This window comes from Enterobacter sp. ENT03, from assembly GCF_019218745.1.
Lineage (GTDB): Bacteria > Pseudomonadota > Gammaproteobacteria > Enterobacterales > Enterobacteriaceae > Enterobacter_D.
The window spans coordinates 16,974-29,152 of sequence record NZ_JAHUXA010000031.1 but is presented as its reverse complement, the minus strand read 5'-3'; the positions used below and the strand labels follow the sequence as shown (position 1 = coordinate 29,152).

The window sequence follows — 12,179 nt, the reverse complement described above, 5'->3', positions numbered from 1 at the left end:
AGCGCGGTATCGTTAAAGTAGGCGAAGAAGTTGAAATCGTTGGTATCAAAGATACTGCGAAATCAACCTGTACTGGCGTTGAAATGTTCCGCAAACTGCTGGACGAAGGCCGTGCTGGTGAGAACGTAGGTGTTCTGCTGCGTGGTATCAAACGTGAAGAAATCGAACGTGGTCAGGTACTGGCTAAGCCGGGTTCAATCAAGCCGCACACCAAATTCGAATCAGAAGTTTACATTCTGTCCAAAGATGAAGGCGGCCGTCATACTCCGTTCTTCAAAGGCTACCGTCCGCAGTTCTACTTCCGTACAACTGACGTGACTGGCACCATCGAACTGCCGGAAGGCGTAGAGATGGTAATGCCGGGCGACAACATCAAAATGGTTGTTACCCTGATCCACCCGATCGCGATGGACGACGGTCTGCGTTTCGCAATCCGTGAAGGCGGCCGTACCGTTGGTGCGGGCGTTGTTGCTAAAGTTATCAGCTAATTACTGATAAAAGTTAACCCTTTTACGGGTTAATTTGATAGAAATGCCAGCCACTATGTGGTTGGCATTTTTTTTTGCCCCCACGACACGACGCTAACGGTTACCAATACTCTAAATGTTTGCTCGACTTATCTGACATTGAAATCAGAACCATTCTCATTTAAAATCTGTTTAGATTTTGAACGGGAGTTGATATGTACATTTGTCTGTGTAACGGCGTGAGCGATAAGAAGATCCGCCAGGCAGTACGCCAGTTTAGTCCTCAGTCATTCCAGCAATTGAGGAAGTTTATTCCGGTGGGTAACCAGTGCGGGAAGTGCGTACGGGCGGCACGTGAAATCATGCAAGATGAGTTAATGCAACTGCCTGAGTTTAAAGAAATCGCCTGAATTTGTTCTTTTCTTAATCGTTTTCCTTTGCATCTACTACGCTTGTAGGTAGTGGAAGCGGAGGAACGATAAAATGAAAGGTGATGTTAAGATAATAAATTATCTCAATAAATTATTGGGAAACGAGCTTGTCGCAATCAACCAGTATTTCTTACATGCACGCATGTTTAAAAACTGGGGTCTCAAACGTCTCAACGACGTCGAATACCATGAATCCATTGATGAAATGAAACACGCCGATAAATACATCGAGCGTATTTTATTCCTTGAAGGGATCCCTAATCTTCAGGATCTGGGCAAACTCAACATTGGTGAAGACGTTGAAGAGATGCTGCGCTCTGACCTTGCACTCGAACTGGATGGTGCAAAGGATCTGCGTGAAGCCATTGCCTGGGCAGACAGCGTTCATGATTATGTCAGCCGTGACATGATGATTGAAATTCTGGCCGATGAAGAAGGGCATATCGACTGGCTGGAAACGGAACTGGATCTCATCCAGAAAATGGGCATTCAGAATTACCTGCAGGCCCAGATCCGCGAAGAATAAGCATTATCTACAGGGCGGCACCAATCCGCCGCTCTGCTTCAGTAAATCTCGATCCCCAGCAACTGCATACTGAAAATAATCCAGCCTGCCAGACCCAGCCACGGACCAAACGCGATTTGCGGCACCTGTGCACCCCGTAACAGACGCAGTGCTATCCAGCAGCCAATCCCCATCAGCGACGCACCGAGCAGTATCATTGACTGCGCCTGCCAGCCACACCACGCGCCCAATGCTGCCAGTAATTTTGCATCCCCCATTCCGAGCCCCTCTTTACCTGTGAAAAACAGGTATCCCAAATGCACTAGCCACAGCGAAAGATAGCCCACTACCGCGCCGAACAGCGCATCCGTTAAGTTATCCTGCTGATACAGAGCATGGTAAAGCAGACCGAGCCAGATCAGTGGTTGCGTCAGCCGGTCCGGCAGCAAATAAGTGCGTGCATCGATTTGCGCCAGCGCCAGCACAAACCAGAACAGCACCATCCCGGCAAGGGCATCGGTAGCGGTCGGGAACAGCGCGAAAATCAGAGCGAATGCCACGCCGCAGATCAGTTCCGTTAAGGGATAGCACACCGGAATTGGTTGTTGGCAGGTGCGGCAACGTCCGCGCAGCAACAGCCAGCTGAGCAGCGGAATATTGTCGCTGTAACGCAGGCGATGCTGACAGTGCGGGCCGTGGGATGGCGGCGCGGCAAGATTCCCGTAATCGCTCTCTATCATCAGCGGCAGGCGATACACCACCACGTTCATAAAGCTGCCGGCAAGCAATCCCAGCAGCGCCAGCAGTGCAATGTGCAGGTCGTCAATCATGCTGACCTACCTGATAAAGCTCAAGCGACGCGATCGTGATGCTACCCGGCGCGCTACCAGCGCTGAAGTGTAACTGTGAAACCTGCAGGCCGCGGCGCTGCATCTCATCCAGCCACGGGAAAAATGCGCTGCTGCGGGCGGCGGAAAGCGCGACGGTAAAATGGCGAGGCGTGGCAGGTGTCACTGCTACTTTCAGACCTGCCTGGGCGGCGCTGCTCTGGATGAGCGTTGGTATGTCACCGGTCAGTTGCTGACTGCCCTCCATCATCTGACGCAGTAAAGGCGCGAGGTCGCGGGCGGGGACGTTTTTTAACGACACCACACGGGTTATAGACTCATCGCCCACCGCAGGTTGAGAGCATTCCAGCAAGACGCCGGGAGCAGTTTTAAGCGCGGCGGAGCGCACCACTTTCAGCAGACCGTTATCCAGCGTCACGGCTGTGTAGCCGTAAATATCCAGCACGCTAAGGAAAAACTGGTAGTACTCCGCTTCATTGAAGTTATCGAAGCTGCGCACCGAGATGCTTCCCTGTACGGAGGGATGGACCAGAATGGTTTTGCCAATTTGCTTACTGACCGACGAGATAAAATCCCTGATGTCTGCGTTTTTGAAGTTAGCAGAGAATTGCGCCGCTATTAATGAAGGGGCCGCGCAGCGGAGTTGTAACGCCAGCGGCCATGCGGCGGTTCGGGTTATTCCCTTGTGCAATTTACTTATCCTTTTCATTGTCACGCGTGTTTGTGGACACGTTGACCAGTTCTTCCTGACCATTGCGCACCACGGTAAACTGCGCGGTAAGTAATGATGCCAGCGCTTGCATGGCAGCTTCGACAGATTCATTACGCATCAGGCTGTAGTTGTTCATTTTGATCGTCAGATCGCCAGGCTTAAACCCCACCGTCAGAGATCTATCCGCATCAGGGCGAATATTCAGCCTGATGCCCTGTAAGGCTTCCAGTTGATAAACCAGGTTAGTAATCAATAAATAGTCGAGATAAATATTGTTTTTTTCAGGATTCTCTGACGACAGTGGCGCTGATAATAATCCCGCTGATTCAGGCAGGGCGAAAAGCTGTGTATCGCCATCGTAATTTACAGTAATGCCATTGAACTCAATTGCGGCAATAAATACGCCGGCCAAGCCTTCAATATAATCGCCGGGATTATATGTTTGTTTTATTATTCACCGTAATAATAGACTGGGAGCGATTCTTCACCGTACTGGCGTTCACGCCATTAATTACCAAGTTCAGTGGCGTACGTTCAGTATGCCTGGTTTTCTCGTTATTGAACGGCGGAAGGCCGGTCGACAGGTTGATGGCGGTACGCTGGCCCTGGCCAACTGGGATGCTCTCCTGCGCACGAGACATATGGTAAAAGCGTGAATAGTCATTGATAGAATAAATAATAAGTATCATGGACAGGCAAAACACGAGTCCACATAATACGGTCTGTCTTTCTTGTTTAATTGTGCAAGTCAGATGCTTAATTCTGGTGTCCATGAGCGCGCGTACTTATCCTGAATAAGTTCAGTATGGTATAGTCATTAAATTTCGTATTCAACCTTATCATAATTAATGATGATTGTAGTGAAATTCCAGTACGCCTCTTTTTATATCCCGCGCTGATAATATTAACGTGTCGGATGGATGGCTTTTATAAATGAGCAGTTTTAAACGTCAATCGATGTTATATCCTTTCCAGGATCTGAATTAATTAAAAAATTTTCATTCAGACACTAAGATCCGGCAGTGTAGGACTGCTGTATGGCCCGCCGGGATGCGGCAAGTCGACGTTGGCCTATCAGCTTGCTGCGGCGTACCCAGGGCAGGCTTGCGTCTGGCGTGTCGGGGCGACAAATATCGTAGCTGGATGATGCCCACAACCGCGGTTGATGCCGAGTCTCAGTTCGTGGCGGCAACGCATTTCTGGCAGCGCGCGATCCCAGCCGTAACCAACCCCGATCAACCTGTACTGTTCATTATTGATAATGCCCATGTGCTGGCCCGGCAACTGCCGGTGTTTATACATGATTTCCGTCAGCTGGCAGCATCGCACCGGGCGGGTGCCAACCTGCTACTGATCGGCAGCGAAGGGTTACTGCGCCATAAACAGGTCAAGCAGTTCATAGACTTACCGGTGTGCCTGAACACGCCCGATACTGACGACACTCATACTTTTAAACTTCATGAAATCAACGTCGATGAGAACGAGCCGGTACTGCTCCGCCGTGCGTTTACCTGTCGGGCGGCTATGGCGGCACGGGGAATCTTGCGCTGCTCAGCCGGCTGGCTAGATCGGCACATCAGTTGGCGCAGAGCAGCCAGCCACACTGACCGCGCGGCAAGAGGGACAGCTCATTCATATGCTGGCACCACAGCGCAACGTTATGCGGTACGGGATTTTGCTAACGCTGTACGCAGGACTGGCATTCACCGTTGGCTGGCTGAGTGTTGAGGCGATAAAGCCGCCAGCATGGATGATCATCCCGCCAGCGGAAAAAGAGCAGGTCGCCGATATTAGGGATGCCGGGGCGGATGCGCGTACAGCAAGCGCTGAAAGAAGTGGACGGCAAACAACCGTGACGGTGTGCAGAATATCGTGCAATTTTGAAGCGTAAGAACTTGCATCCAGACTATGTATAAGTATAATACGCCGGCTTGTCGTAATTGACGGCTGGTTCGATATGAACCCTGGCAGCGCTTTTTGGCTACCAAACAATGTTCCCAATCGGGGAACTCTGTAAGAACGGTTACACTCTCCCATCAATCGTAATGGGTATGAGGAGTAGCTATTTGTCTATAAAATAATTGGAGCTCTGGTCTCATGCAGAACCAAAGAATCCGTATCCGTCTTAAAGCGTTTGATCATCGTCTGATCGATCAATCAACCGCGGAAATCGTCGAGACTGCCAAGCGCACTGGTGCGCAGGTCCGTGGTCCGATCCCGCTGCCGACCCGCAAAGAGCGCTTTACCGTTCTGATCTCTCCGCACGTTAACAAAGATGCGCGCGATCAGTACGAAATTCGCACTCACAAGCGTCTGGTTGACATCGTTGAGCCAACCGAGAAAACCGTTGATGCTCTGATGCGTCTGGACCTGGCTGCCGGTGTAGACGTGCAGATCAGCCTGGGTTAATCAGGTCATCGAGCGATTGAGAGGTTGATACAATGATTGGTTTAGTCGGTAAAAAAGTGGGTATGACCCGCATCTTCACTGAAGATGGCGTCTCTATCCCAGTAACCGTAATCGAAGTAGAAGCAAACCGCGTGACTCAGGTTAAAGACCTGGCTAACGACGGCTACCGTGCTGTTCAGGTAACCACCGGTGCTAAAAAAGCTAACCGCGTCACCAAGCCGGAAGCGGGTCACTTCGCTAAAGCTGGCGTAGAAGCTGGCCGTGGTCTGTGGGAATTCCGTCTTGCTGACGGTGAAGAATTCTCTGTAGGCCAGGACATTAGCGTTGAGCTGTTTGCTGAAGTTAAGAAAGTTGACGTAACCGGTACCTCTAAAGGTAAAGGTTTTGCTGGTACCGTTAAGCGCTGGAACTTCCGTACCCAGGACGCTACCCACGGTAACTCCTTGTCTCACCGCGTTCCGGGTTCTATCGGTCAGAACCAGACTCCGGGCAAAGTGTTCAAAGGCAAGAAAATGGCAGGTCAGCTGGGTAACGAACGTGTAACTGTTCAGAGCCTGGACGTAGTGCGTGTTGACGCTGAGCGCAACCTGCTGCTGGTTAAAGGTGCTGTCCCGGGTGCAACCGGTAGCGACCTGATCGTTAAACCAGCTGTGAAGGCGTGAGGAGATAGCAATGGAATTAGTATTGAAAGACGCGCAGAGCGCGCTGACTGTTTCCGAAACTACCTTCGGTCGTGATTTCAACGAAGCGCTGGTACACCAGGTTGTAGTTGCTTACGCAGCTGGGGCTCGTCAGGGTACTCGTGCTCAGAAGACCCGTGCTGAAGTAACTGGTTCTGGTAAAAAACCGTGGCGTCAGAAAGGTACTGGCCGTGCGCGTTCAGGTTCTGTAAAGAGCCCGATCTGGCGTTCCGGTGGCGTAACCTTCGCTGCACGTCCGCAGGACCACAGTCAAAAAGTTAACAAAAAGATGTACCGCGGCGCGCTGAAAAGCATTCTGTCCGAACTGGTACGTCAGGATCGTCTGATCGTTGTCGAGCAGTTCTCTGTAGAAGCGCCTAAAACTAAGCTGCTGGCTCAGAAACTGAAAGACATGGCTCTGGAAGATGTGCTGATCATCACCGGTGAGCTGGACGAGAACCTGTTCTTGGCCGCACGTAACCTGCACAAGGTTGACGTACGTGACGCAGCAGGTATCGACCCGGTTAGCCTGATCGCCTTCGACAAAGTCGTAATGACTGCTGATGCTGTTAAGCAAGTTGAGGAGATGCTGGCATGATTCGTGAAGAACGTCTGCTGAAGGTGCTTCGTGCACCGCACGTTTCTGAAAAAGCGTCTGCTGCGATGGAAAAAACCAATACCATCGTTCTCAAAGTTGCTAAAGACGCGACCAAAGCAGAAATCAAAGCTGCTGTGCAGAAACTGTTTGAAGTCGAAGTCGAAGTCGTTAACACCCTGGTAGTTAAAGGGAAAGTTAAACGTCACGGACAGCGTATCGGTCGTCGTAGCGACTGGAAAAAAGCTTACGTCACCCTGAAAGAAGGCCAGAACCTGGACTTCGTTGGCGGCGCTGAGTAAGTCGGAGGAGTAATACAATGGCAGTTGTTAAGTGTAAACCGACATCTCCGGGTCGTCGCCACGTTGTTAAAGTGGTTAACCCTGAGCTGCATAAGGGCAAACCTTTTGCTCCGCTGGTTGAAAAAAACAGCAAATCCGGTGGTCGTAACAACAATGGTCGCATCACCACTCGTCACATCGGTGGCGGCCATAAGCAGGCTTATCGTATTGTTGACTTCAAACGCAACAAAGATGGTATCCCGGCTGTTGTTGAACGTCTTGAGTACGATCCGAACCGCTCCGCGAACATCGCGCTGGTTCTGTACAAAGACGGCGAACGCCGTTACATCCTGGCCCCTAAAGGCCTGAAAGCTGGCGACCAGATCCAATCTGGCGTTGATGCTGCTATCAAAGCGGGTAACACCCTGCCGATGCGCAATATCCCGGTTGGTTCTACCGTTCATAACGTAGAAATGAAACCAGGTAAAGGCGGTCAGCTGGCGCGTTCTGCTGGTACCTATGTTCAGATCGTTGCTCGTGATGGTGCTTATGTCACCCTGCGTCTGCGTTCTGGCGAAATGCGCAAAGTTGAAGCTGACTGCCGCGCAACTCTGGGCGAAGTTGGCAATGCTGAGCATATGCTGCGTGTTCTGGGTAAAGCAGGTGCTGCACGCTGGCGTGGTGTTCGTCCTACCGTTCGCGGTACGGCGATGAACCCGGTAGATCACCCACATGGTGGTGGTGAAGGTCGTAACTTTGGTAAGCACCCGGTAACCCCGTGGGGCGTTCAGACCAAAGGTAAGAAGACCCGCAGCAACAAGCGTACTGATAAATTTATCGTACGTCGCCGTAGCAAATAATATTAGAGGATAAGCCATGCCACGTTCTCTCAAGAAAGGTCCTTTTATTGACCTGCACTTGCTGAAGAAGGTAGAGAAAGCGGTGGAAAGCGGTGACAAGAAGCCCCTGCGCACTTGGTCCCGTCGTTCAACGATCTTTCCAAACATGATCGGTTTGACCATCGCTGTCCATAATGGTCGTCAGCACGTTCCGGTATTTGTTTCCGACGAAATGGTCGGTCACAAACTGGGTGAATTTGCACCGACACGTACTTATCGCGGCCACGCGGCTGATAAAAAAGCCAAGAAGAAATAAGTAGGAGGAAGAGATGGAAACTTTAGCTCAACATCGCCACGCTCGTTCTTCTGCTCAAAAGGTTCGCCTGGTGGCAGACCTGATTCGCGGTAAGAAAGTGTCGCAGGCCCTGGACATTTTGACCTACACCAACAAGAAAGCGGCTGTACTGGTCAAGAAGGTTCTGGAATCTGCCATTGCTAACGCTGAACACAACGATGGCGCTGACATTGACGATCTGAAAGTTGCGAAAATTTTCGTAGACGAAGGCCCAAGCATGAAGCGCATTATGCCGCGTGCGAAAGGTCGTGCAGATCGCATCCTGAAGCGCACCAGCCACATTACTGTGGTTGTGTCCGATCGCTGAGACTCTGGAGACTAGCAATGGGTCAGAAAGTACATCCTAATGGTATTCGCCTGGGTATTGTAAAACCATGGAACTCTACCTGGTTTGCGAACACCAAAGAATTCGCTGACAACCTGGACAGCGATTTTAAAGTTCGTCAGTACCTTACTAAGGAACTGGCGAAGGCGTCCGTATCTCGTATCGTTATCGAGCGTCCGGCTAAGAGCATCCGTGTGACTATTCACACTGCTCGCCCGGGTATCGTTATCGGTAAGAAAGGCGAAGACGTCGAAAAACTGCGTAAGGTCGTAGCGGATATCGCTGGCGTTCCTGCACAGATCAATATCGCCGAAGTCCGTAAACCGGAACTGGACGCTAAATTGGTTGCTGACAGCATCACTTCACAGCTGGAACGTCGTGTTATGTTCCGTCGTGCTATGAAGCGTGCTGTACAGAACGCAATGCGTCTTGGCGCTAAAGGTATCAAAGTTGAAGTTAGCGGCCGTCTTGGCGGCGCGGAAATCGCACGTACCGAATGGTACCGCGAAGGTCGCGTTCCGCTGCACACGCTGCGTGCTGACATCGACTACAACACCTCTGAAGCGCACACCACTTATGGTGTAATCGGCGTTAAAGTGTGGATCTTCAAAGGTGAGATCCTGGGTGGTATGGCTGCTGTTGAACAACCGGAAAAACCGGCTGCTCAACCTAAAAAGCAGCAGCGTAAAGGCCGGAAATAAGGAGCGTCGCTGATGTTACAACCAAAGCGTACAAAATTCCGTAAAGTGCACAAAGGCCGCAACCGTGGTCTGGCGCAGGGTACGGATGTTAGCTTCGGCACTTTCGGTCTGAAAGCTGTTGGCCGTGGTCGTCTGACTGCACGTCAGATCGAAGCAGCACGTCGTGCTATGACCCGTGCAGTTAAGCGTCAAGGTAAGATCTGGATCCGTGTATTCCCGGACAAACCGATCACCGAAAAGCCGCTCGAAGTGCGTATGGGTAAAGGTAAAGGTAACGTAGAGTATTGGGTTGCCTTGATCCAGCCAGGTAAAGTCCTGTATGAAATGGACGGTGTGTCTGAAGAGCTGGCCCGTGAAGCATTCAAGCTGGCAGCAGCGAAACTGCCGATTAAAACCACCTTTGTAACTAAGACGGTGATGTAATGAAAGCAAAAGAGCTGCGTGAGAAGAGTGTTGAAGAGCTGAACACCGAGCTGCTGAATCTGCTGCGTGAGCAGTTTAACCTGCGTATGCAGGCAGCCAGTGGCCAGCTGCAACAGTCTCACCTGTTGAAGCAAGTGCGTCGTGATGTCGCACGCGTTAAGACTTTACTGACTGAGAAGGCGGGTGCGTAATGACCGATAAAATCCGTACTCTGCAAGGTCGCGTCGTTAGCGATAAAATGGAGAAATCCATCGTTGTTGCTATCGAACGTTTTGTGAAACACCCGATCTACGGTAAATTCATCAAGCGTACGACCAAACTGCACGTACATGACGAGAACAACGAATGCGGTACTGGTGACGTGGTTGAAATCCGCGAATGCCGTCCGCTGTCCAAGACTAAGTCCTGGACGCTGGTTCGCGTTGTAGAGAAAGCGATTCTGTAATACAGTACGCATTCTCAACGATAAACGGTCCAGAAATGGGCCGTTTATTTTTTCTACCCATATCTAAGAAGCGGTGTTATAATGCCGCGCCCCCGATATGGGGCTTTTTAACGACCCGAGATTTGGGTCCCAAAGTAGTAGTTGACATTAGCGGAGCACTGAAATGATCCAAGAACAGACTATGCTGACCGTCGCCGACAACTCCGGTGCACGTCGCGTAATGTGTATCAAGGTTCTGGGTGGCTCGCACCGTCGCTACGCAGGCGTAGGCGACATCATCAAGATCACCATCAAGGAAGCAATTCCGCGTGGTAAGGTCAAAAAAGGTGATGTGCTGAAGGCGGTAGTGGTGCGCACCAGGAAGGGTGTTCGTCGCCCGGACGGTTCTGTCATTCGCTTCGATGGTAATGCATGCGTTATTTTAAACAATAACAGTGAGCAGCCTATCGGTACGCGTATTTTTGGGCCGGTAACTCGTGAACTTCGTACTGAAAAGTTCATGAAAATTATCTCTCTGGCACCAGAAGTACTCTAAGGAGCGAATCATGGCAGCTAAAATCCGTCGTGATGACGAAGTTATCGTGTTAACCGGTAAAGATAAAGGTAAGCGCGGTAAAGTAAAAAATGTCCTGTCTTCCGGCAAGGTCATCGTTGAAGGTATCAACCTGGTTAAGAAACACCAGAAGCCGGTTCCGGCTCTGAACCAACCAGGCGGCATCGTAGAGAAAGAAGCAGCTATTCAGATCTCTAACCTTGCTATCTTCAATGCGGCAACCGGCAAGGCTGACCGTGTAGGCTTTAGATTCGAAGACGGCAAAAAAGTCCGTTTCTTCAAGTCTAACAGCGAAACTATCAAGTAATTTGGAGTAGTACGATGGCGAAACTGCATGATTACTACAAAGACGAAGTAGTTAAAAAACTCATGACTGAGTTTAACTACAATTCTGTCATGCAAGTCCCTCGGGTCGAGAAGATCACCCTGAACATGGGTGTTGGTGAAGCGATCGCTGACAAGAAACTGCTGGATAACGCAGCAGCTGACCTGGCAGCAATCTCCGGTCAAAAACCGTTTATCACCAAAGCACGCAAATCTGTTGCAGGCTTCAAAATCCGTCAGGGCTATCCGATCGGCTGTAAAGTAACTCTGCGTGGCGAACGCATGTGGGAGTTCTTTGAGCGCCTGATCACTATTGCTGTTCCACGTATCCGTGACTTCCGTGGCTTGTCCGCTAAGTCATTCGATGGTCGTGGTAACTACAGCATGGGTGTCCGTGAGCAGATCATCTTCCCAGAAATCGATTACGACAAAGTCGATCGCGTCCGTGGTTTGGATATTACCATTACCACTACTGCGAAATCTGATGAAGAAGGCCGTGCTCTGCTGGCTGCCTTTGACTTCCCGTTCCGCAAGTAAGGTAGGGTTACTGAATGGCTAAGCAATCAATGAAAGCACGCGAAGTAAAACGCGTAGCTTTAGCTGATAAATTCTTCGCTAAACGCGCTGAACTGAAAGCTATCATCTCTGATGTGAACGCAACCGACGAAGATCGTTGGAATGCAGTTCTGAAGCTGCAGACTCTGCCGCGTGATTCCAGCCCGTCTCGTCAGCGTAACCGCTGCCGTCAAACTGGTCGTCCGCACGCTTTCCTGCGGAAGTTCGGGTTGAGCCGTATTAAGGTCCGTGAAGCCGCTATGCGCGGTGAAATTCCGGGTCTGAAAAAGGCTAGCTGGTAATTGTCACCAATTGAATCACGGGAGTAAAGACAGATGAGCATGCAAGATCCGATCGCGGATATGCTGACCCGTATCCGTAACGGTCAGGCCGCGAACAAAGTTGCGGTCACCATGCCTTCCTCCAAGCTGAAAGTGGCAATCGCCAACGTGCTGAAGGAAGAAGGTTATATTGAAGAATTTAAAGTTGAAGGCGACACCAAGCCGGAACTGGAACTTACGCTTAAGTATTTCCAGGGTAAAGCTGTTGTAGAAAGCATTCAGCGTGTCAGCCGCCCAGGTCTGCGCATCTATAAGAAAAAAGATGAGCTGCCGAAAGTTATGGCCGGCATGGGTATCGCAGTTGTTTCTACCTCTAAAGGTGTTATGACTGATCGTGCAGCGCGCCAAGCTGGTCTTGGTGGCGAAATTATCTGCTACGTAGCCTAATCG

General features: G+C 50.6%; 24 protein-coding genes. 21 read left to right on the top strand and 3 right to left on the bottom strand.

Annotated elements, in window-relative coordinates; translation table 11 throughout:
- The 3 genes from KW828_RS21275 to bfr form a co-directional block, all read left to right on the top strand.
- A partial coding sequence (locus KW828_RS21275) for an EF-Tu/IF-2/RF-3 family GTPase (protein ID WP_256350325.1) occupies window positions 1-488 on the top strand: 488 nt, incomplete at its 5' end.
- A 194-nt stretch (window positions 489-682) separates the two neighbouring features.
- A complete protein-coding gene (bfd, locus tag KW828_RS21270) occupies window positions 683-877 on the top strand; it encodes a bacterioferritin-associated ferredoxin (protein WP_088222435.1) in 195 nt (64 codons plus the stop codon).
- A 73-nt stretch (window positions 878-950) separates the two neighbouring features.
- The gene (gene bfr / locus KW828_RS21265) at window positions 951-1,424 is read left to right on the top strand and encodes a bacterioferritin (protein WP_072571588.1); all 474 of its coding nucleotides are present in this window, start codon (window positions 951-953) and stop codon (window positions 1,422-1,424) included.
- Between the two features lie 38 nt (window positions 1,425-1,462).
- Here bfr and KW828_RS21260 read toward each other — a convergent pair whose 3' ends face one another.
- The 3 genes from KW828_RS21260 to KW828_RS21250 are packed head-to-tail and all read right to left on the bottom strand — an operon-like array spanning window position 1,463 to window position 3,375.
- The gene (locus tag KW828_RS21260) at window positions 1,463-2,233 is read right to left on the bottom strand and encodes an A24 family peptidase (protein WP_218338215.1); all 771 of its coding nucleotides are present in this window, start codon (window positions 2,231-2,233) and stop codon (window positions 1,463-1,465) included.
- Complete coding sequence (gspM, locus tag KW828_RS22195; RefSeq protein WP_218338214.1) at window positions 2,226-2,942, bottom strand: type II secretion system protein GspM; 717 nt, start codon at window positions 2,940-2,942, stop codon at window positions 2,226-2,228. Before gspM ends, KW828_RS21260 begins: the two co-directional genes overlap by 8 nt.
- Window position 2,943: 1 nt before the next feature.
- Entirely contained in the window at window positions 2,944-3,375 is a 432-nt protein-coding gene (locus KW828_RS21250) for a hypothetical protein (RefSeq protein WP_218338212.1), read from the bottom strand.
- 582 nt (window positions 3,376-3,957) lie between these two features.
- Here KW828_RS21250 and KW828_RS22190 point away from each other — a divergent pair.
- The 18 genes from KW828_RS22190 (at window position 3,958) to rpsH (ending at window position 12,176) form a co-directional block, all read left to right on the top strand.
- On the top strand, window positions 3,958-4,110 hold the full coding sequence (locus KW828_RS22190; RefSeq protein ID WP_218338217.1) for an AAA family ATPase: 153 nt from the start codon (window positions 3,958-3,960) through the stop codon (window positions 4,108-4,110).
- Entirely contained in the window at window positions 4,107-4,691 is a 585-nt protein-coding gene (locus KW828_RS21240; RefSeq protein ID WP_218338211.1) for a hypothetical protein, read from the top strand. Before KW828_RS22190 ends, KW828_RS21240 begins: the two co-directional genes overlap by 4 nt.
- Before the next feature lie 369 nt (window positions 4,692-5,060).
- Entirely contained in the window at window positions 5,061-5,372 is a 312-nt protein-coding gene (gene rpsJ, locus KW828_RS21235) for a 30S ribosomal protein S10 (protein WP_001181005.1), read from the top strand.
- 32 nt (window positions 5,373-5,404) lie between these two features.
- Complete coding sequence (rplC, locus tag KW828_RS21230; RefSeq protein WP_072571574.1) at window positions 5,405-6,034, top strand: 50S ribosomal protein L3; 630 nt, start codon at window positions 5,405-5,407, stop codon at window positions 6,032-6,034.
- A gap of 10 nt (window positions 6,035-6,044) precedes the next feature.
- Complete coding sequence (rplD, locus tag KW828_RS21225; protein WP_072571573.1) at window positions 6,045-6,650, top strand: 50S ribosomal protein L4; 606 nt, start codon at window positions 6,045-6,047, stop codon at window positions 6,648-6,650.
- Window positions 6,647-6,949, top strand: coding sequence for a 50S ribosomal protein L23 (gene rplW, locus KW828_RS21220; protein WP_004868363.1), 303 nt, complete (start codon window positions 6,647-6,649; stop codon window positions 6,947-6,949). The genes rplD and rplW overlap by 4 nt, the downstream gene beginning before the upstream one ends.
- 17 nt (window positions 6,950-6,966) lie before the next feature.
- Window positions 6,967-7,788 (top strand): 50S ribosomal protein L2, encoded by an 822-nt coding sequence (gene rplB, locus KW828_RS21215; RefSeq protein ID WP_000301869.1) that lies wholly within the window; start codon window positions 6,967-6,969, stop codon window positions 7,786-7,788.
- A 16-nt stretch (window positions 7,789-7,804) separates the two neighbouring features.
- Window positions 7,805-8,083, top strand: a complete 279-nt coding sequence (rpsS, locus tag KW828_RS21210; RefSeq protein WP_001138115.1) for a 30S ribosomal protein S19 — start codon at window positions 7,805-7,807, stop codon at window positions 8,081-8,083.
- Window positions 8,084-8,096: 13 nt separating this feature from the next.
- On the top strand, window positions 8,097-8,429 hold the full coding sequence (rplV, locus tag KW828_RS21205) for a 50S ribosomal protein L22 (protein WP_002919773.1): 333 nt from the start codon (window positions 8,097-8,099) through the stop codon (window positions 8,427-8,429).
- Window positions 8,430-8,446: 17 nt separating this feature from the next.
- Window positions 8,447-9,148, top strand: a complete 702-nt coding sequence (gene rpsC, locus KW828_RS21200) for a 30S ribosomal protein S3 (protein ID WP_000529945.1) — start codon at window positions 8,447-8,449, stop codon at window positions 9,146-9,148.
- Between the two features lie 12 nt (window positions 9,149-9,160).
- The gene (gene rplP / locus KW828_RS21195) at window positions 9,161-9,571 is read left to right on the top strand and encodes a 50S ribosomal protein L16 (protein WP_015962145.1); all 411 of its coding nucleotides are present in this window, start codon (window positions 9,161-9,163) and stop codon (window positions 9,569-9,571) included.
- Window positions 9,571-9,762, top strand: a complete 192-nt coding sequence (gene rpmC, locus KW828_RS21190) for a 50S ribosomal protein L29 (RefSeq protein WP_000644742.1) — start codon at window positions 9,571-9,573, stop codon at window positions 9,760-9,762. Before rplP ends, rpmC begins: the two co-directional genes overlap by 1 nt.
- Entirely contained in the window at window positions 9,762-10,016 is a 255-nt protein-coding gene (gene rpsQ / locus KW828_RS21185; protein ID WP_017460070.1) for a 30S ribosomal protein S17, read from the top strand. Before rpmC ends, rpsQ begins: the two co-directional genes overlap by 1 nt.
- 163 nt (window positions 10,017-10,179) lie before the next feature.
- Window positions 10,180-10,551, top strand: coding sequence for a 50S ribosomal protein L14 (rplN, locus tag KW828_RS21180; RefSeq protein WP_015960712.1), 372 nt, complete (start codon window positions 10,180-10,182; stop codon window positions 10,549-10,551).
- A 10-nt stretch (window positions 10,552-10,561) separates the two neighbouring features.
- Window positions 10,562-10,876 (top strand): 50S ribosomal protein L24, encoded by a 315-nt coding sequence (gene rplX / locus KW828_RS21175; protein ID WP_003031122.1) that lies wholly within the window; start codon window positions 10,562-10,564, stop codon window positions 10,874-10,876.
- A gap of 14 nt (window positions 10,877-10,890) precedes the next feature.
- Window positions 10,891-11,430, top strand: coding sequence for a 50S ribosomal protein L5 (gene rplE / locus KW828_RS21170; RefSeq protein WP_088222420.1), 540 nt, complete (start codon window positions 10,891-10,893; stop codon window positions 11,428-11,430).
- Between the two features lie 14 nt (window positions 11,431-11,444).
- Window positions 11,445-11,750 carry a 30S ribosomal protein S14 gene (gene rpsN / locus KW828_RS21165; protein ID WP_039076814.1) on the top strand — a complete coding sequence of 102 codons (306 nt, stop codon included), beginning with the start codon at window positions 11,445-11,447 and terminating at the stop codon, window positions 11,748-11,750.
- Window positions 11,751-11,783: 33 nt separating this feature from the next.
- Window positions 11,784-12,176 (top strand): 30S ribosomal protein S8, encoded by a 393-nt coding sequence (rpsH, locus tag KW828_RS21160; protein ID WP_088222419.1) that lies wholly within the window; start codon window positions 11,784-11,786, stop codon window positions 12,174-12,176.
- The last annotated feature ends 3 nt before the right edge of the window (window positions 12,177-12,179 follow it).

What these genes read in the sequence shown, in the direction of transcription:
- bfd (WP_088222435.1), top strand. Translation starts at nt 683, where the DNA reads ATGTACATTTGTCTGTGTAACGGCGTGAGCGATAAGAAGATCCGCCAG.
- bfr (WP_072571588.1), top strand. Translation starts at nt 951, where the DNA reads ATGAAAGGTGATGTTAAGATAATAAATTATCTCAATAAATTATTGGGA.
- KW828_RS21260 (WP_218338215.1), bottom strand. Translation starts at nt 2,233, where the DNA reads ATGATTGACGACCTGCACATTGCACTGCTGGCGCTGCTGGGATTGCTT.
- KW828_RS21240 (WP_218338211.1), top strand. Translation starts at nt 4,107, where the DNA reads ATGATGCCCACAACCGCGGTTGATGCCGAGTCTCAGTTCGTGGCGGCA.
- rpsJ (WP_001181005.1), top strand. Translation starts at nt 5,061, where the DNA reads ATGCAGAACCAAAGAATCCGTATCCGTCTTAAAGCGTTTGATCATCGT.
- rplC (WP_072571574.1), top strand. Translation starts at nt 5,405, where the DNA reads ATGATTGGTTTAGTCGGTAAAAAAGTGGGTATGACCCGCATCTTCACT.
- rplD (WP_072571573.1), top strand. Translation starts at nt 6,045, where the DNA reads ATGGAATTAGTATTGAAAGACGCGCAGAGCGCGCTGACTGTTTCCGAA.
- rplW (WP_004868363.1), top strand. Translation starts at nt 6,647, where the DNA reads ATGATTCGTGAAGAACGTCTGCTGAAGGTGCTTCGTGCACCGCACGTT.
- rplB (WP_000301869.1), top strand. Translation starts at nt 6,967, where the DNA reads ATGGCAGTTGTTAAGTGTAAACCGACATCTCCGGGTCGTCGCCACGTT.
- rpsS (WP_001138115.1), top strand. Translation starts at nt 7,805, where the DNA reads ATGCCACGTTCTCTCAAGAAAGGTCCTTTTATTGACCTGCACTTGCTG.
- rplV (WP_002919773.1), top strand. Translation starts at nt 8,097, where the DNA reads ATGGAAACTTTAGCTCAACATCGCCACGCTCGTTCTTCTGCTCAAAAG.
- rpsC (WP_000529945.1), top strand. Translation starts at nt 8,447, where the DNA reads ATGGGTCAGAAAGTACATCCTAATGGTATTCGCCTGGGTATTGTAAAA.
- rplP (WP_015962145.1), top strand. Translation starts at nt 9,161, where the DNA reads ATGTTACAACCAAAGCGTACAAAATTCCGTAAAGTGCACAAAGGCCGC.
- rpmC (WP_000644742.1), top strand. Translation starts at nt 9,571, where the DNA reads ATGAAAGCAAAAGAGCTGCGTGAGAAGAGTGTTGAAGAGCTGAACACC.
- rpsQ (WP_017460070.1), top strand. Translation starts at nt 9,762, where the DNA reads ATGACCGATAAAATCCGTACTCTGCAAGGTCGCGTCGTTAGCGATAAA.
- rplN (WP_015960712.1), top strand. Translation starts at nt 10,180, where the DNA reads ATGATCCAAGAACAGACTATGCTGACCGTCGCCGACAACTCCGGTGCA.
- rplX (WP_003031122.1), top strand. Translation starts at nt 10,562, where the DNA reads ATGGCAGCTAAAATCCGTCGTGATGACGAAGTTATCGTGTTAACCGGT.
- rplE (WP_088222420.1), top strand. Translation starts at nt 10,891, where the DNA reads ATGGCGAAACTGCATGATTACTACAAAGACGAAGTAGTTAAAAAACTC.
- rpsN (WP_039076814.1), top strand. Translation starts at nt 11,445, where the DNA reads ATGGCTAAGCAATCAATGAAAGCACGCGAAGTAAAACGCGTAGCTTTA.
- rpsH (WP_088222419.1), top strand. Translation starts at nt 11,784, where the DNA reads ATGAGCATGCAAGATCCGATCGCGGATATGCTGACCCGTATCCGTAAC.